The 16,488-nt window shown below is 53.1% G+C and carries 15 protein-coding genes and 1 tRNA gene; 4 read left to right on the forward strand and 12 right to left on the reverse strand.

Translation table 11 applies throughout. From position 1 onward, the window contains the following. Positions 1–5: 5 nt before the first annotated feature. From ABNV41_RS04260 to dxs, 7 genes are all read right to left on the reverse strand, one after another. A complete protein-coding gene (locus ABNV41_RS04260) occupies positions 6–470 on the reverse strand; it encodes a cytochrome c (RefSeq protein WP_050819906.1) in 465 nt (154 codons plus the stop codon). A 60-nt stretch (positions 471–530) separates the two neighbouring features. After that, the gene (locus ABNV41_RS04265; RefSeq protein ID WP_012813070.1) at positions 531–1,028 is read right to left on the reverse strand and encodes an FKBP-type peptidyl-prolyl cis-trans isomerase; all 498 of its coding nucleotides are present in this window, start codon (positions 1,026–1,028) and stop codon (positions 531–533) included. Between the two features lie 44 nt (positions 1,029–1,072). Continuing rightward, a complete protein-coding gene (locus ABNV41_RS04270) occupies positions 1,073–2,314 on the reverse strand; it encodes an argininosuccinate synthase (RefSeq protein WP_003623870.1) in 1,242 nt (413 codons plus the stop codon). Positions 2,315–2,424: 110 nt separating this feature from the next. Continuing rightward, complete coding sequence (gene rlmN, locus ABNV41_RS04275) at positions 2,425–3,651, reverse strand: 23S rRNA (adenine(2503)-C(2))-methyltransferase RlmN (RefSeq protein WP_349935035.1); 1,227 nt, start codon at positions 3,649–3,651, stop codon at positions 2,425–2,427. 121 nt (positions 3,652–3,772) lie between these two features. Then, a complete protein-coding gene (locus ABNV41_RS04280; protein ID WP_050819903.1) occupies positions 3,773–4,354 on the reverse strand; it encodes a hypothetical protein in 582 nt (193 codons plus the stop codon). A 137-nt stretch (positions 4,355–4,491) separates the two neighbouring features. Beyond that, positions 4,492–5,229, reverse strand: a complete 738-nt coding sequence (locus tag ABNV41_RS04285; RefSeq protein ID WP_050819902.1) for a TlyA family RNA methyltransferase — start codon at positions 5,227–5,229, stop codon at positions 4,492–4,494. 6 nt (positions 5,230–5,235) lie between these two features. Beyond that, positions 5,236–7,170: a 1-deoxy-D-xylulose-5-phosphate synthase gene (dxs, locus tag ABNV41_RS04290; protein ID WP_349935095.1), complete on the reverse strand. Its 1,935-nt coding sequence runs from the start codon at positions 7,168–7,170 to the stop codon at positions 5,236–5,238. Between the two features lie 111 nt (positions 7,171–7,281). On the opposite strand from dxs, the gene ABNV41_RS04295 reads away from it, so the two are divergent. After that, positions 7,282–8,277: an IS481 family transposase gene (locus ABNV41_RS04295; RefSeq protein WP_087652154.1), complete on the forward strand. Its 996-nt coding sequence runs from the start codon at positions 7,282–7,284 to the stop codon at positions 8,275–8,277. A gap of 40 nt (positions 8,278–8,317) precedes the next feature. Here the strand turns inward: ABNV41_RS04295 and ABNV41_RS04300 are convergent, their stop codons facing one another. From ABNV41_RS04300 to ABNV41_RS04310, 3 genes are all read right to left on the reverse strand, one after another. Next, on the reverse strand, positions 8,318–9,256 hold the full coding sequence (locus ABNV41_RS04300; RefSeq protein ID WP_020943963.1) for a polyprenyl synthetase family protein: 939 nt from the start codon (positions 9,254–9,256) through the stop codon (positions 8,318–8,320). 1 nt (position 9,257) lies between these two features. Further along, positions 9,258–9,512 (reverse strand): exodeoxyribonuclease VII small subunit, encoded by a 255-nt coding sequence (locus ABNV41_RS04305; RefSeq protein WP_003630879.1) that lies wholly within the window; start codon positions 9,510–9,512, stop codon positions 9,258–9,260. A gap of 71 nt (positions 9,513–9,583) precedes the next feature. Beyond that, positions 9,584–9,835, reverse strand: coding sequence for a sulfurtransferase TusA family protein (locus ABNV41_RS04310; protein WP_003625422.1), 252 nt, complete (start codon positions 9,833–9,835; stop codon positions 9,584–9,586). 116 nt (positions 9,836–9,951) lie between these two features. Here ABNV41_RS04310 and ABNV41_RS04315 point away from each other — a divergent pair, with 116 nt between their 5' ends. Beyond that, the gene (locus ABNV41_RS04315) at positions 9,952–10,845 is read left to right on the forward strand and encodes an ROK family protein (protein ID WP_050819900.1); all 894 of its coding nucleotides are present in this window, start codon (positions 9,952–9,954) and stop codon (positions 10,843–10,845) included. 24 nt (positions 10,846–10,869) lie between these two features. Here ABNV41_RS04315 and ABNV41_RS04320 read toward each other — a convergent pair whose 3' ends face one another. After that, a complete protein-coding gene (locus ABNV41_RS04320) occupies positions 10,870–11,661 on the reverse strand; it encodes an RlmE family RNA methyltransferase (protein WP_050819899.1) in 792 nt (263 codons plus the stop codon). Further along, on the reverse strand, positions 11,658–12,902 hold the full coding sequence (locus tag ABNV41_RS04325) for a Ppx/GppA phosphatase family protein (protein WP_196332553.1): 1,245 nt from the start codon (positions 12,900–12,902) through the stop codon (positions 11,658–11,660). Before ABNV41_RS04325 ends, ABNV41_RS04320 begins: the two co-directional genes overlap by 4 nt. Before the next feature lie 73 nt (positions 12,903–12,975). Here ABNV41_RS04325 and ABNV41_RS04330 point away from each other — a divergent pair. Together ABNV41_RS04330 and fdnG are read left to right on the forward strand one after the other, a co-directional pair. Continuing rightward, a tRNA-Gln gene (locus ABNV41_RS04330) sits at positions 12,976–13,049 on the forward strand. A 381-nt stretch (positions 13,050–13,430) separates the two neighbouring features. Beyond that, a complete protein-coding gene (gene fdnG, locus ABNV41_RS04335; protein WP_349935036.1) occupies positions 13,431–16,484 on the forward strand; it encodes a formate dehydrogenase-N subunit alpha in 3,054 nt (1,017 codons plus the stop codon). The last annotated feature ends 4 nt before the right edge of the window (positions 16,485–16,488 follow it).

A 16,488-nucleotide genomic window follows, 5' to 3' on the forward strand; every position in this document is an offset into this window, starting at 1 on the left:
ACAGATTATGGGATTGGATGTGTGCGATCCAGTTCTTCCCGTTCGCCTGCTACTTTGCCAGCTGATTTTCTGTCAGCCCGCGCCGTTGCAATCTCTGCCGCGCTTATTGTTGGGGCAGGTTTTAGGTTTCCACGTTGTGAAAGCCAAGTCAGAATAGCCGCTACTTCTTCATCTTTAAGGTAGCGGAAGGGAGGCATTTCTGCGCTATAAGGCGCACCATTGGCTTTTATAGGCCCACTTACGCCATTCATAAGCACATCAGCCAGATATTTGCGCCCTTCTGGGGTGCTGGCAATCTGGTCAATGCGGTTGACAAGTGGGGGAACAGAGCCCGGCATGCCATCACCACCATGATGGCAAATGCCGCAATTGGTGCCGTAAAGGCTGGAGCCGCTTTTAGGAGAACATGCGGCTACAAAAAGCAACATGCCACTACATAAAAGGCGATACGCAAAGCGTGAAGCAAGCATGGGCAAAAACCCAAGCGGGTTCCTGAAGTTCAGGAACCCGCATTATCAGGAGAGTTTATATCAGGGCGAATTATGTGCATGTTCCACACCCAAAAGCTGGATGCGGAAAATGAGCGGGCTGTCAGAAGGGATAATACCCATGGATTTATGCCCATAACCAAGTTCTGGCGGCACATACAGCATCCACGTATCACCAACATGCATCAAGGGCAGAGCTTCCATCCAGCCCTGAATCAGACCAGCAAGAGGCATCTGCATATAGGCACCGCTGCCGTGCTGATCAGAACTATCAAAGATAGAACCATCTGGCAGTCGGCCTTCATAAATAAGCATCATGCCGTCACCCGGGCGAGGCTGCTCACCATCCTTGGGGCCGGATTCCAGAACTTTATAGGCCAAGCCATCTTTCAGAACAGTTACGCCAGGTGCTGAGCGCAGCTTTTCCATCTGCTGAGCAGGCGTAAGTTCCTGTTCTTCCTTGTGAGAACCACAGGCCGTAAGTGATACGGCCAAGCTGGCCGCAAGCATGCAGGGGATAAGAGAAAAGCGACGGATCATGATCTTCTTCAACACCTTCTGATGGATGGTGGAAAAGTGGTGCCCTATAGGGCACCACCTTTACGCCCGATCTGCGCGCCCAGACGCAGGCGGAGTGCGTTCAGCTTGATAAAGCCTTGAGCATCCTGCTGGTTGTATGCGCCTTCATCGTCTTCAAACGTTACAACACGGGCATCATACAGGCTGTTCGGGCTTTCGCGCCCAACACAGATAACATTGCCCTTGTACAGTTTGAGGCGAACACGCCCAGTAACGGAATGCTGGGAGGCATCAATAAGAGCCTGCAGCATCCGCCGTTCCGGGGAGAACCAGAGGCCATTATACAGAATGGAAGCGTAGCGCGGCATCAGGCTATCTTTAAGATGCATGGCTTCGCGATCCAGCGTGATTGATTCCATGCTGCGATGGGCTGTCAGCAGGATGGTGCCACCGGGTGTTTCATAAATCCCGCGGGATTTCATGCCAACAAAGCGGTTTTCCACCATGTCCAAACGGCCGATACCGTTTTCTTTGCCCAACTCGTTCAGGCGTGTCAGCAACGTAGCGGGAGACATAGCCACGCCGTTAATGGCAACGGGGTCACCGCTTACAAAATCAATGGTGATTTCTGTGGGCTTATCTGGTGCTGCTTCTGGAGAGATTGTGCGCTGAAACACAATTTCTTCTGGAGCAACGGCAGGGTCTTCCAGAACTTTCCCTTCGGAAGAAGAATGCAGCAGGTTGGCATCTACAGAGAAGGGGGCTTCACCGCGCTTGTCTTTGGCAATCGGAATCTGATTTTCTTCAGCAAAAGCCAGCAGACGCGTGCGGGATGTCAGATCCCATTCCCGCCAAGGGGCAATAACCGTGATGTCTGGCTTAAGGGCATAATATGCCAGCTCAAAACGAACCTGATCGTTGCCTTTGCCGGTTGCGCCATGTGCCACGGCATCTGCGCCAACTGCTTCTGCAATTTCAATCTGGCGCTGTGCAATCAATGGGCGTGCAATGGATGTGCCCAGAAGATACTGGCCTTCGTACAGGGTATTGGCCCGGAACATGGGAAAGACAAAGTCCTTCACAAATGTTTCGCGTAGATCTTCAACAAAGATTTCTTTTACGCCAAACATTTCCGCTTTTTTGCGGGCTGGTTCCAGTTCTTCCCCTTGGCCCAGGTCAGCCGTAAAGGTAACAACCTCGCAACCATAGGTGTTCTGGAGCCAGCGAAGGATAACAGACGTATCCAGGCCACCAGAGTAAGCCAGAACAACCTTTTTAACGTCTTTCCGGGCGGAAGTCGGGCCCATGAGGCAGATCTCCTGATATATAAATCTGTAACTATGGCTTTCCTCCTATCACTGCAGGAGGCGCGTAACCAGAGTGCATTCGCCCACCAAGGGCTGTTTATGCGGAAAAATTATTCCGAAACAGGTACAGAACTTGCGTGGGCGCGTTCACTTGCCGTTTTTAATTGCCCGCAGGCAGCCAGAATATCTCGTCCACGAGGGGTGCGAATAGGAGAAGCAAATCCTGCATTCATAACAATTTCTGCAAACCGGTTTTGCTGCTCCCGCGTGGAGGGCTTGTAATCGCTCCCCGGCCACGGATTGAATGGAATAAGGTTTACTTTTGCTGGAATGCCAGAAATCAGGCGCACAAGCTCGCGCGCATCGGCTTCACTATCGTTGATGCCGCGCAGCATAATGTATTCAAACGTAATGCGGCGGGCATTGCTGGCAGCGGGGTAGCGCCGGCAGGCCGCCAGCACTTCCTCAATTGGGTACTTTCTGTTGAGCGGCACAATTTCATCGCGCAGATCATTTCGAACGGCGTGCAGGGAAACCGCCAGATTGATCCCGAGTTCATCTCCGCACCGATCCATGAGAGGCACAACGCCAGAGGTGGAAAGTGTGATGCGCCGACGAGAAAGCCCAATGCCTTCGCCATCCATGATGATTTTCATGGCTTTGGCAACATTTTCATAATTGTAAAGTGGCTCCCCCATACCCATCAGTACGATGGTGGAGAGAAGGCGAGGCGTTTCGCCTTTGGGGCTGGGCCATTCTCCGTAGAAATCTCGCGCAGCCATGAACTGACTGACAATTTCTGCCGCCCCAAGGTTACGCACCAGCTTTTGCGTGCCTGTATGGCAAAAGGTGCAGGAAAGTGTGCACCCAACTTGCGATGAGATGCAGACAGCTCCCCGGTCTTCCCGCCTATCAGGAATGTAAACAGTTTCAGCTTCCTGCCCATCACGAAAACGAAATAGAAATTTACGTGTATCATCCGATGATGTTTGCACAGTCGCGGCTTCTGGGCGCCCGATAATAAACCGTTCAGCCAATTTTTGCTGAAGCGGCTTGGCGATAGTGCTCATCCGAGAAAAGTCGGTCACACCTTGATGATAAATCCAGTGCCAGAGCTGTTTGGTGCGGAAGGGTTTTTCACCAATTTCCGTCAGAATATCCGTAAGTTCATCGCGTGAAAGCCCAACCAGATCTCTCCGTCCATCGGATAGAGTGGCGGAGGGGGGGCTAAAAAGCGCAGCCTTGGCCAAAATGCGTGAACGTTCTTCCGCGTTCAGATCGGTAAGGGCTGAACTGTTAGCGTCAGCTGATGTGGAAGTATAAGTGCGGGAAGACATTGCGGACATGCTGCTACATAAAGGAAAAGGAAAGCGGGTATAACAAAAAAAGAGGCTGATAGATACCAGCCTCTTTTATATATGCGCACCAGTATACGTTATGGGCAGCAACTCTTACGCATTAATTGCTCTCTTTAAGTGCCGAGCGTAGCCAAGGAGCTATGGTGATTTTGGAAGCATCCATACCATCCAGAATCATGCCAATAGTTTGTGCGGAATATGAATCAGGCTTGGTATCAGCAGAGATAGGGAAGGCTGGCCGTGCAATTTCTAAAGTCATGGCAGGTTCTGCTGTATCTGCGGAGTTGGCGCTAGCAGGAGTGAAGCCATCCGTCTGAATATTGGCAGATACAGTAACTTCTCGCGCATCAGGGTTCTGGCCAAAATATAGATACGCATATGTTGCTGCGGCAGAAAGAACATCTTTCATGGCCAGTCGATAGCGATTGTTCGTATTGGAATCATGCGCTTGGAGTGTTGCTGGATCTGCCTGAATTGAAAGCGTGCCTGCGCGGACATCATCATGCAGGATCAAGCCGTCCTGTTCATATCCACGTAATAGCGTATTCCCAACTTCCGTTGCCTGCATATTTTGAACAGAATCAGAACTGTGGGATGCAGAATGAAAAATTGGAGCTGCCAGAGCCTGGCTGCTGGTAAATGCAAGGCAGGCGACGCCAAACAGACCTGCAATTTTGCGCATGAGATGCTTGCCCTTATTCTTAGTGATAACTGATGGAATGATCACAAAGAAATGTGGCAAAAAAATTGATGTGCTGCCATGCAAAAAAGGCAGGGAAACCTGAAAATTTAATTTAGTGTTACAATTGGCCGTACTGGTTAGGTGCGTTGAGCTGCAATAAGGAACTCTCTATTCCCTTCTGGCCCAGTAATAGGGCTAGGTTCAATGCCCAGCACTTTCCAGCCCGGGAGGGCGCTCCACCAAGAAAAAATGGTTTCGCAAACAGCGTCATGCACCGCAGGGTCCCGCACAACGCCTTTGGCTCCGATCTGATCGCGCCCAGCTTCAAATTGGGGTTTGATCAACGCGACAGCCCAAGCATTTTCTGAGGTAAGAGCCAGTGCAGCAGGAAGCACCGTGCGCAGGCCGATAAAGCTGGCATCACATACAACCACAGAAGGGGCTTCTGGTATGGTTGTGTTATCTAGATATCGGGCGTTGCACTTTTCTAGCACAGTTACGCGTGGGTCAGACCGCAGTTTCCATGCCAGTTGCCCGTGCCCGACATCAACAGCGTAAACATGCTTGGCTCCATGGGTAAGGAGCACATCTGTAAACCCACCGGTTGAAGCGCCAACATCCAAGCAGACCCGTCCTTCTGGGGAAAGGCCAAAGTGCTCAATGGCATGAGCCAGCTTGCAGCCGCCGCGGGACACCCAAGGATGCTCCTGCCCACGCACTTGCAACGGCGCATCTTCAGGAACCTGATCTCCGGCTTTAGCAACACGTTTTTCACCAGAAAACACAAGCCCAGCCATAATGAGAGCTTGTGCTTTTGTGCGGCTTTCAACCAGCCCCCTGTCTACAAGAAGCTGGTCAACACGACGTCGAGCCATATCCAGTCAGGCCATCTGTTCCGTAAAATCAACGCCCAACGCGCTTAGAGCGGTTCCGACGATGTGTGGTGCGGAGAGGCCGGCCTCGGCGTATTGGGCGGCCTGGGTGTTATGGTCGATGAAGCGGTCTGGCAGGGTGAGGGGGCGGAAACGCACGTTATCGAGCAGGCCGGTGCGGGCCAGATGGTGCCCGACAAGGGAGCCAAAGCCACCTTCCGAACCTTCCTCAATGGTAATCAGCACGGCATGGTTGCGGGCCAGATTTTCCACCAGTTCCGTATCAAACGGCTTGGCAAAGCGGGCATCCGCCACGGTGGGCGGCAGGCCACGGGCGGCCAGCATGTCTGCGGCTTTCAGGCACTCGGCCAGACGCGGGCCAAGCGAGAGAATGGCCACGCCACCTTTTTCCGGCCCGGACTGCCCACCCATTTCACGGATGATGCGGCCTTTGCCAATTTCCAGCGGTGTGCCTTCTGCGGGCAGGTCCAGCCCAAGGCCACTGCCACGCGGGTAGCGCAGGGCAATCGGGCCTTCATCAAACAGGGCGGCGGTGGCCGTCATGTGCAGCAGTTCCAGCTCATCCGATGGGGCCATGATGGTCATGCCCGGCAGGCAGCCCAGATAGGCAATGTCGAAGGAGCCTGCATGGGTGGCGCCATCGGCGCCCACCAGTCCGGCGCGGTCAATGGCAAAGCGCACGGGCAGCTTTTGCAGCACCACATCGTGCATCACCTGGTCATAGGCGCGCTGGAGGAAGGTGGAATAAATGGCGCAGAACGGGCGCAGCCCTTCGGTGGCCATGCCGGCGGCAAAGGTTACGGCATGCTGCTCGGCAATGCCCACATCAAAAAACCGGTCCGGGTAGGCCTTGGCAAAGGCATCCAGCCCCGTGCCAGAAGGCATGGCGGCGGTAATGGCGGCAATCTTGTTATCGGTGGCCGCACGGCGTGTGAGCTCGCGGGAAAACACGGATGTGTAGCTCGGCGGGCCTGCGGGGCCTTTTTTCTGCTCACCGGTGACCACGTTGAACTTGGCAACGGCGTGATACTTGTCTCCGGCTTTTTCGGCCGGCTGATAGCCGTGGCCTTTTTCCGTGATGACATGCAGCATGATGGGGCCGTTATCTGTATCGCGCAGGTTGCGCAGGATAGAGACCAGCTGCGGCAGATCATGCCCATCCACGGGGCCAACGTAGTAAAAGCCCAGCTCTTCAAACAGCGTGCCGCCGGTAATCATGCCGCGGGCATATTCATCGGCCTTGCGGGCCGTGCGTTCCACAGGGGCGGGCAGTTTTTTCACAAACTTGCCGGCCAGTTCGCGCAGCCCCATGAACTTGCGGGAAGACATCAGGCGCGACAGGTAGTTCGACATGGCCCCCACAGGCGGGGCAATGGACATCTCGTTGTCGTTCAGGATGACAATCAGCCGTTCCGCACCGGGGCCAGCCACGGCGGCGTTGTTCATGGCCTCATACGCCATGCCGGCGGAAATGGAGCCATCGCCAATCACGGCAATCACATTGCGTTCGCGGTAGCTGGGGTCTTCCTCCGCCCGCAGGTGGTGGGCCACGGCCATGCCGAGTCCGGCGGAAATGGAGGTGGAGGAATGGGCCGCGCCAAACGGATCGTATTGGCTTTCTGCGCGGCGGGTAAAGCCGGACAGGCCGCCCGGCTGGCGCAGGGTGCGGATACGGTCACGCCGGCCGGTCAGAATCTTGTGGGGGTAGGCCTGATGGCCCACATCCCAGATCACCTTGTCATCTGGGGTATCAAACACCGCATGCAGGGCAACCGTCAGCTCCACAACACCCAAGGAAGCCCCAAGGTGCCCCCCTGTGGTGGAAACCGCGTCCACCGTCTCGGCCCGCAGTTCATCCGCAACCTGCTTGAGCTGCTCAACCGAGAGATTGCGCAGGTCCGCCGGATACTCAACCCGGTCCAGCGCAGGAAAACGCCCTAACTGTCAGGTTGTGAGACGTCATTGGGATGATGTAGCGTGGGCGATACCGCGTTATGCTTCGTTGTTTTCTTCCGTTTGCAGGGAGACCGAATGATGCTTCAGATCCACCCACAGGCACGCACGACACCGGCTGTCCGGGCTGAGATAGCTCGTTCGTCAGAACCGACATCCGTGCTCGCCAGACGCTACGGGATCAGCGATGAAACAGTCCGCAAGTGGCGCAGGCGTGGTTCGGACGCCTGTCAGGACCGCAGCAGCCGTCCCTGGAGGCTGGCCTGGAAAGCCTCGGAGGAGGAGCGCGCCATTGTCTGTCAGCTTCGGCGTTCTACCGGTTTTGGTCTGGATGATCTGACCTTTGTCTTACGGCATTTCCTGCCGCATCTGAACCGGGACAATATCTGGCGGATACTGAAAGACGCCGGATTGAACAGGCTGCCTCCTGTTCCAAAGGCCGGACCAGTTCGGGGACAGGGAAAGTTCCGCGATTACGATCCCGGTTATGTCCATATCGATGTGAAACATCTGCCAAAATTACAGACAGCAGATGGGGACCGGCGGAAACGTTTTCTGTATGTCGCCATCGATCGCTGTTCCCGTTCAGTGCACCTGGCTGTTTATGACGCGGAAAATGCGGATAATTCCGTTGATTTCCTCAATGCCGTCAAATCGGCCTTTCCTTTCCGGATCACCCATATCCTGACCGATCGTGGCTCCTGCTTTACAGCGGACGCCTTCGAAAAAGCCTGTCATGACATGGGAATCGACCGACGCCGGACCAAGGCTTACTCCCCTCAGACCAATGGAATGGTGGAACGCTTCAATGGCCGTGTCGCTACAGAAGTACTGCAGGTCTGTGTCTCAAACCATGAAGATCTGGAAATTCTGCTCAGAGGCTTCTGTTTCGCCTACAATCATCGCCCGCAGCGTGTTCTGGGCGGCATCGCTCCCGCCCAATGCATCATCTCATGGCTTGAAAAACATCCCGCGTCACGTAATCAAGACTATATCAAACCGGCTGGTCGTGACATCATGAAACAGGTCGACGAAATCCTTGATTACGCCAATGACGTCTCACAACCTGACACCTAACGTCGGAATCGGTGAAGTGTGGGGCTGATTGGTCATGAGTTCAGTTTTTCCGTTCGATCACATAATAGGCCAGATCACGCAGACGATCTGCCTGTGCACCAAAGGGTTCCAGATCGGCAATGGCTTCTTCTGTTACGCGCAGAGCTTCTGCTTTGGCGCCTTCAATGCCCAGCAGGGCCACGAAGGTGGACTTGCCTGAGGCTTCATCCTTACCGGCAGTTTTGCCAAGTTCTTCAGCCGTGGCTGTTGCGTCCAACACGTCATCTGCAATCTGGAAGGCTGCACCAATATTTGCACCATAGGAGCGCAGGCGACGGCGTAGATCAGGGGATGCCTGACCCAGAATGGCACCAGATTCTGCGGAATAACGGATCAGGCAGCCGGTTTTCAGTGCGTGAAGATGGCGGACTTCTTCAAGCGGAAGTGCGCGGCCTTCGCCTTCCATATCAATCATCTGGCCACCAACCATGCCAGCAGCGCCAGAAGCTTCGGCAAAGGCGGAAATCAGATCAATACGCACGTTTGCATCCGTATGGGTCTGACTGGCGGCTAGAATTTCGAATGCTTTGGTTTGAAGGGCATCTCCGGCCAGAATGGCTGTGGCCTCATCAAACTTGCGGTGCGTGGAAGGCTGACCACGGCGCATATCATCATCGTCCATGGCTGGAAGATCATCATGCACCAGTGAGTAAGCGTGCAGCATTTCAACAGACGCAGCAACGCGTGCGGACTGACTTTCTGGAACGCCAAAAAGGCTGGCCGTTACAATGGCAAGATAACCACGTAACCGCTTACCCCCGCCAAGTGTTGCGTAGCGCATGGCTTCAATCAGCCGCGCATCGCCTCCGGTTGTGAGGGGGAGCAAGGTATCAATCGTGTGTTCAATAACGCGGGCGCGCGCGCCCATATCCTGCTTGAGCAGGGCGCCATTATCTGATGCACGATTGATAGAGGGGTGTGTCGGGTTTGTCATCGACATCTCAGTCCATAGGTTTCATGTTCAGCGTTCCATCAGACCGCTGCACGATCGCCTGCACGCGGGCCTCAGCCTCGCTAAGCTTGGCCTCACAATGTTGCCGTAGGGCAGCCCCGCGTTCGTAGGCCGTTATTGCATCTTCCAACTTTAGCTGCCCACCTTCCAAGCCACGCACAATTTTTTCCAGCTCGGAAAGCGCATCTTCGAAAGACAGTGATTTGATGTTGTCCGACATGGCGCGGGGGTTCCTATCCGTCATGAGGGGCAGGCAATAGCCCGATATGCAGGGGTCTGCCAAGTCTTGGGTGGTGTGTGGCAGGCAGGATTTTTTTAGTTTGGCTTGTTTGCCGGCGCGCTGGCGCGACATTTTACGGTAAAACAGAACACACTGTTTTCATCTGTAAAGGCGATAAGAGCATGGCCGGTTTCACGGCAGAATACCTGAAAATCGGTTATAGAAGCGCGATCCGTTGCTAATATTCGAAGCCGTTCCCCTGGTTGCATGGTGCGGAGAACGCGATTGGCCTTGAGCACAGGAAGTGGACAATTCAGCCCGCGTGCGTCAAGAACAGTTTCATTCATCTTGGCTGATTCCTGCTGTAGAAGGTTGGTGGCGCAGTGTTTGCAAAGTGTGCCACTTTCTTTTGTAGTAGGAAACATTCTGTTAAAAGTTTAATAAAAACAGCAGGTTATAAAGTATGTCGGACTACCGTCTGGGAATCGATATTGGGGGCACCAAGATCGAAATCGTCGCTCTTGATGCCGAAGGGCAGGTGGTTTTGCGGCATCGCGTTAGCAACCCAGGTACTTATCAGGGGCTGCTGAGTGAAGTGAAAAAACTGGTTGATGATGCGCATGCCCGCACAAACCCATATGCCACTGTTGGGGTGGGTATTCCCGGTGCTGTGGATGCGCATACCCGCCTTGTAAAAAATGCGAATGCGACCTGGCTGAACGGTCAGCCTTTTGCTGATGACTTGCAGGATGTTTTGGGTTTTCCCGTTCGTGTTGAGAATGATGCCAACTGTTTTGCTTTGTCGGAAGCAACCGATGGAGCTGCGGCTGGGTGCCATGTGGTGTTTGGTGTGATTCTTGGTTCAGGCATGGGCGGCGGCATTATTGTTGATGGTAAACCCTTGAAAGGGTTGCATGACATTGCCGGAGAGTGGGGCCACACCCCCTTGCCGTGGGTGCGGGAAGATGAATTTCCTATGCCAAAATGTTTTTGTGGCAATTCTGGTTGTCTGGAGCGGTTTTTGTGTGGCCCTGCCTTGGCTGAGGCATGGAAGGGTGCAGGAAACCGCAGTGTGCAGGGTATTGAAGACGCTGCGGCATCTGGTGACCAAGCGGCTCAGCATGCTTTGGATTTGTATGTAGATAGGTTGGGTCGCGCTTGCGCGCTTATTGTGAATATTCTTGATCCGGATGCCATTGTTCTGGGTGGCGGGGTATCAAACCTGAATTGCCTTTATGAACGTGTGCCGGATGTTATGAAGCGATATGTGATTACGCCTGAGTGCAAGACCAAATTGTTGAAAAACAAGCATGGTGATAGCTCAGGCGTAAGAGGGGCAGCTTGGCTGTGGGGATAAAGTGAAGCCGCAGACCGTATAAAACTATGCGGTCTGCGTATTGATGCGGTCTGGGCGAAAGCCGGTTGCCACAACGTAAAGCTCACTGGAATCTTTGCGGCTAGCAGGCGGTTTGGCGTGCCGAACCTGCGTAAACGCCTGTTTCATGATGTTGAGCATGGCTTTTTCAGAACCGCCCTGAAACACCTTGGCAACAAATCCGCCACCTTCTGCCAAAATATCAAAGGCAAAATGCAAGGCTTCTTCAGCTAACCCAATAATCCGCACGTGGTCTGTGGGGGCATGGCCCGTTGTGTTGGGGGCCATGTCAGACACAACCAGATCAGCTTTGCCGCCCAACATGGAAATAAGGCGTGCGTCCATTTCTGGGTCCGTAAAATCGCCTTCAATAATTTCTGCGCCAGCTACAGGTTCTACGGGCAGAAGATCTACCCCGACCACTTGTGAAGCGCCGCGTTTGACTAGAACCTGTGTCCACCCACCAGGGGCAGCGCCAAGGTCTACAACACGCATACCGGGCCGGATGAGGTGGAAACGATCATCAAGTTCAATCAGTTTGAACGCCGCGCGTGAACGCCAGCCTTGTTTGTGTGCGGCCTGCACATAAGGATCATTCAATTGCCGGGAGAGCCAGCGTTGCTGTGCGGTCGTGCGCCCTCGTGCCGTGCGCAATGAGACCGACTGTGCCCGCATTTTTTGCGGGGCATCGGAATCGTTTTGTACCAAGCGGCTGCCGGGTGTTGCGCTGCTTTTGCGGGCACGGCCAGGTACGCGCAACGTGGAGTTGCCGGTGGAACGGTTTTTGTTTTCAGTCATAAGCCTGTTGCCTGCATAGAGTGGCGAAGGTGAGGAGGGATGGACAAAGACGCACGATTGCGACGAGAAGCCATGCCCGATTTGCCTCGGATCATACGCAAAACCATGCCATCGCGCAGCCCTCTGTCTGCAACAATAATATCTTCTACAGGCCAGACATCATGAATGGCCTCAAAAATGGCGCAGCCGGGTAACACAAAAGGTGCGCGATCGGGGCCGATACAAGGGTGTCGGGCTATGCCATCTGCTCCCATTTTTTGCAAAGTGCGCACAGCCAATCTGGCACTGGATGCAGGAAGTAAGGAGCCATCTACGGCAGCACGCGCATAGCGTGGCAGATTTAAGATAAGGCTTGCCAGTGTTGTGACTGTACCGCTGGTGCCGATCAGGCGTGTTTGTTTGCGTCTGATTTCCGGCCTGATCCGATAGACGTTTTCAAACTCACGTAGATGATGGCGCGTATGTTCAACCATTTTTCTGTAAGCCCGGTCATCCGTGCTGTATGCATGACCAAACTGCTCGGAAAGTGTGATGACACCGACCGGTAAGCTGAGATACCCAATCAGCTCTTCTGTCTGACGTGTTGAATCTGTGCGTACCCATGCAATCTCAGTTGAGCCGCCGCCAATATCAAACAATAAAGCGCGATTGCGCGGGGGGCCAAAGCGTGGGTTGTGCAGAAGATTTGCGCAGCTTTCGACAGCAAGGCAGGCTTCTTCTCGCCCGGAAATGATTTTGATATCAAATCCCGTCTGCTGATGAACGTGCTGCAGAAAGGCCTGCCCATTTTCTGCGCGACGGCAAGCTTCTGTTGCCACGGCACGAATTTCCCGCACGGGCCATCTGCTTAAACGTTCTGCGCATGTTTGTAGCGCCTCCAGGGTGCGATCCATGGCTGCTTTATGCAGTTTTCCGCTATGATGCAGGCCTTCTCCAAGCCGCACCATACGGCTATAACTATCTACAACCCTAAACCCACCCGCTGTTTGGGTTGCAACCATTAAGCGGCAGTTATTTGTTCCCAGATCAAGCGCGGCAAAAAGATCTTCCTCTCCACCAAGGGGCGGAGAGGACGACACAAATCTACCAGACCGGCCGGTCCAGGAAGGGGGACGATCCATCTGTCCGGTCCTTAAACAAGAGGTTAAACCATATTGTCTCTTATTTTGGGCTCTCACGCGCAGGGAGCAAGACAAATATGTGACAAAATGAAAATTCTTTTGGAAAAGGGGGTTGCGCACCCCAAAGTAGAATGCTAGATGAGCCTCACCGAACGGAAACGCTCTGTAAGAGCTTCTGTAAGGCCCAGTTTGCTGGGGGATAGTTTAGCGGTAGAACTACCGGCTCTGACCCGGTCAGCCCTGGTTCGAATCCAGGTCCCCCAGCCAATTCTTTCCTATAAAATTTATACCTATGTAAGTATTGGCTTGCTCTGCCAATGTTTTATGTTGTTTCGGCATTATCTATTTTTTACGGTAATGTTTTGGAATAGATGTAAATATCACTTAAAAAATTAAAATAATTCTGCATATTTCTGAGAATGATATTGCGTTCAGGTGTGTGTTATCTATTGCCTGTTGTATTTAATTTTTGGGTGTATTTTAAGTATTCATTTAAAAATAAAATTTTCACTCAAGTTGTGGAATGTCTGTATATTTATAAATACAGTTAAAACATAAAATAATGTGATCCGTATCAAAGACGCTCCATCAGGAAAAATGTAGATAACCTTCATTCTGTTTTTTAATAAAACATTCAGGATGGTTTACATGGCCTTGGGGCGCAGAGAGTTTTTACGGAACACTGGTGCATGTGTGGCAGGTGCCAGTGCTGTAGCGCTTGGTTTTGTGCCGCCAGTTAAAGCTCTGGCGCAGGAAACCCGTCAGTACAAACTGCTGCGTGCCAAAGAAACCCGTAACAACTGTACTTACTGTTCGGTTGGATGCGGTTTGCTTATGTATTCGTTGGGAGATGGTGCTAAAAACGCCAAGCCCAGCATTTTTCATATTGAAGGTGATCCAGACCATCCTGTCAGCCGGGGTTCTTTGTGCCCGAAAGGCGCAGGGTTGGTGGATTTTATTCACAGCGAAACGCGCCTGCAATATCCTTCGTATCGCGCGCCCGGCAGTCGGGAATGGAAGCGCATAAGTTGGACAGAAGCAACAGATCGCATTGCCCGCCTTTTGAAGGATGATCGGGATAAGAATTTTATCCAGCGCAATGAAAAAGGTGAACTGGTTAATCGCTGGCTGAGCACAGGTATGCTGGCATCTTCTGCTGCCAGTAATGAAACTGGCCTGCTGGATTTCAAATTTGCACGGGCGTTGGGTATTCTGGGGCTGGATTGCCAGGCACGGCTTTGTCATGCCCCCACAGTTGCTGCGTTAGGTGCCAGCTTCGGCCGCGGTGCAATGACCAACAACTGGGTGGATATTAAAAACGCCAATGTTGTTCTGATTATGGGGGGCAACCCAGCAGAAGCACATCCTGTTGGTTTCAAATGGGTGATGGAAGCTAAAACCCGCAATGGTGCCCAGGTTATGGTGGTTGATCCGCGGTTTAACCGAAGCGCCGCCGTTGCAGATTTTTATGCGCCAATTCGTGCAGGTTCAGATGCTGCTTTTATGCTGGGCGTTATTAATTATCTGCTGACGCATGATAAAATTCAGCATGAATATGTAAAAGCTTACACAAACGCCGCGTTAATCGTGCGCGAAGACTTTCAGTTTCATGAAGGTTTGTTCTCGGGGTACGATGCCGCTACGCGCAGCTACGCTACAACCTCGTGGGATTATGAGCGTGATGAACAGGGTTTTGCAAAGCAGGATCCTACATTCCAGCATCCACGTTGCGTGCTGAATCTTTTGCGTGATTATACCAGCCGCTACACACCTGAACTTGTTTCTCAGATTACCGGCACGCCGGAAAAAGATTTCCTGCATGTGTGTGAAACTCTGGCCTCCACTAGCGTGCCAGATCGTACATCGACATTCCTGTTTGCCCTTGGATGGACGCACCATACCAACGGATCTCAGATCATTCGTGCAGCATCTATGGTGCAAATGTTGTTGGGTAACGTGGGGATGCCCGGTGGTGGCCTTAATGCTCTGCGCGGTCATTCCAATATTCAGGGGTATACAGATCTCGGGCTGCTTTCAACGCGCCTGCCCGGGTACATGAATCTGCCTAAAGACAGCCAGCAAACATTGGATGCCTATCTGCAGGCAGTCACTCCAAAGGCAGATGAGCCCAAGGAAGTAAATTACTGGCATAATGCGCCCAAGTTTTTTGTAAGCCTGATGAAAACTCTATGGGGAGATAACGCTACAGCTTCCAATAATTGGGGGTATGATTGGCTGCCAAAGTGGGACCGCAGTTACGATATGCTGGCCTATTTTGAGCGTATGCAGCAAGGCAAGGTAAACGGTTACATTGCGCAGGGCTTTAACCCACTTGCGGCCATGCCGGATAAAAACCGTATGCGTGATGGCTTGGCCAAGCTGCTTTTCCTCGTCACCATAGATCCGCTGGATACAGAAACGTCCAATTTCTGGCAGGATGAGGGCATTTACAATGATGTAAGGCCCGAAGATATCCAGACAGAAGTTTTCCGTCTGCCTTCTTCCTGTTTTGCAGAAGAAAACGGTTCGGTCGTCAATTCCGCACGTTGGTTACAATGGCATTACGCCGGCACGCAGCCACCGGGAGAGGCTTGGAACGATGGGCGCATTCTGGGCACCATCTTTACCAAGTTACGGGCCCTGTATGCGAAGGAAGGCGGTGTATGCCCGGAACCTGTTCTGAACATGCAGTGGAATTATCAGGATCCGGAAGACCCCACGCCGGAGGAAGTGGCGAAGGAAGCCAACGGTTATGCCTTGGCGGATATTCAGGATGCCACAGGCAAGGTGGTTGCCAGAAAAGGGGAGTTGCTGCCTGATTTTTCCGTGCTGAAGGATGATGGCACAACAGCCAGCTATTGCTGGGTGTTTGCGGGTTCATGGACAGAAGCCGGTAACCAGATGGCTCGGCGCGATAATACGGATACAGGCCTTGGCAATACGCCGGGTTGGGCGTGGGCTTGGCCTGCAAACAGGCGCTTGCTTTACAATCGTGCATCGTTGGACCCGCAAGGGCGTCCGTGGGATCCGCGCCGCAAGATTATTGAATGGAATGGCCAGCGTTGGGGTGGGGCGGATGTGCCTGATTACCCACTTACATCTCCACCGGGCAGCGGTGTTGGGCCGTTTATTATGCAGAGTGAAGGTGTCGGCCGTCTGTTTGCAGGGGCATCGTTGGTGGATGGGCCTTTCCCCGAACATTACGAACCCACAGAAAGCCCGGTATTGGCCCCTGCGTTGGGCAGCAAAGTAAGGCACAACCCGGTGGCTAGGCAGTTTGCCGATGAAATACCGCGTATGGGCAATCCTTCCGAGTTTCCGTATGTGGCCACAACGTACTCTATTACAGAGCTATTCCGGCACTGGACAAAACATTCACACCTCAATGCCATTATGCAGCCAGAGCAGTTTGTTGAAATTGGTGAACGTCTGGCTAGCAAGCTTGGTGTTTCCGCAGGTGATACGGTGCGGGTATCTTCCCGCCGAGGGTATATTGAGGCCAAGGCCGTAGTTACCAAACGGCTCAAACGCCTGAATGTGATGGGGCAAGAGGTCGATCAGGTTGGGGTGCCCTGCCACTGGGGCTTTAAGGGCGCCACGCGTAAGGGCTTTTTGGCCAATACGCTGACACCAGCCATGGGCGATGCAAATTCTCAAACGCCAGAATTCAAGGCCTTTCTTGTTAATGTTGAAAAAGTCTGAGGTG

The sequence above is a fragment of the Acetobacter sp. A11-2 genome, assembly GCF_040208445.1.
GTDB classification, from domain to species: Bacteria; Pseudomonadota; Alphaproteobacteria; order Acetobacterales; family Acetobacteraceae; genus Acetobacter; species Acetobacter oryzoeni.

Excerpts from the sequence above, each read along its gene's own strand:
- ABNV41_RS04305 (WP_003630879.1), bottom strand. The coding sequence starts at position 9,512 with ATGACGGATAGGAACCCCCGCGCCATGTCGGACAACATCAAATCACTG.
- ABNV41_RS04315 (WP_050819900.1), top strand. The coding sequence starts at position 9,952 with ATGTCGGACTACCGTCTGGGAATCGATATTGGGGGCACCAAGATCGAA.
- ABNV41_RS04295 (WP_087652154.1), top strand. The coding sequence starts at position 7,282 with ATGCTTCAGATCCACCCACAGGCACGCACGACACCGGCTGTCCGGGCT.
- fdnG (WP_349935036.1), top strand. The coding sequence starts at position 13,431 with ATGGCCTTGGGGCGCAGAGAGTTTTTACGGAACACTGGTGCATGTGTG.
- ABNV41_RS04310 (WP_003625422.1), bottom strand. The coding sequence starts at position 9,835 with ATGAATGAAACTGTTCTTGACGCACGCGGGCTGAATTGTCCACTTCCT.
- ABNV41_RS04270 (WP_003623870.1), bottom strand. The coding sequence starts at position 2,314 with ATGGGCCCGACTTCCGCCCGGAAAGACGTTAAAAAGGTTGTTCTGGCT.
- ABNV41_RS04320 (WP_050819899.1), bottom strand. The coding sequence starts at position 11,661 with ATGACTGAAAACAAAAACCGTTCCACCGGCAACTCCACGTTGCGCGTA.
- ABNV41_RS04280 (WP_050819903.1), bottom strand. The coding sequence starts at position 4,354 with ATGCGCAAAATTGCAGGTCTGTTTGGCGTCGCCTGCCTTGCATTTACC.
- rlmN (WP_349935035.1), bottom strand. The coding sequence starts at position 3,651 with ATGTCTTCCCGCACTTATACTTCCACATCAGCTGACGCTAACAGTTCA.
- ABNV41_RS04260 (WP_050819906.1), bottom strand. The coding sequence starts at position 470 with ATGCTTGCTTCACGCTTTGCGTATCGCCTTTTATGTAGTGGCATGTTG.
- ABNV41_RS04285 (WP_050819902.1), bottom strand. The coding sequence starts at position 5,229 with ATGGCTCGACGTCGTGTTGACCAGCTTCTTGTAGACAGGGGGCTGGTT.
- ABNV41_RS04265 (WP_012813070.1), bottom strand. The coding sequence starts at position 1,028 with ATGATCCGTCGCTTTTCTCTTATCCCCTGCATGCTTGCGGCCAGCTTG.
- ABNV41_RS04300 (WP_020943963.1), bottom strand. The coding sequence starts at position 9,256 with ATGTCGATGACAAACCCGACACACCCCTCTATCAATCGTGCATCAGAT.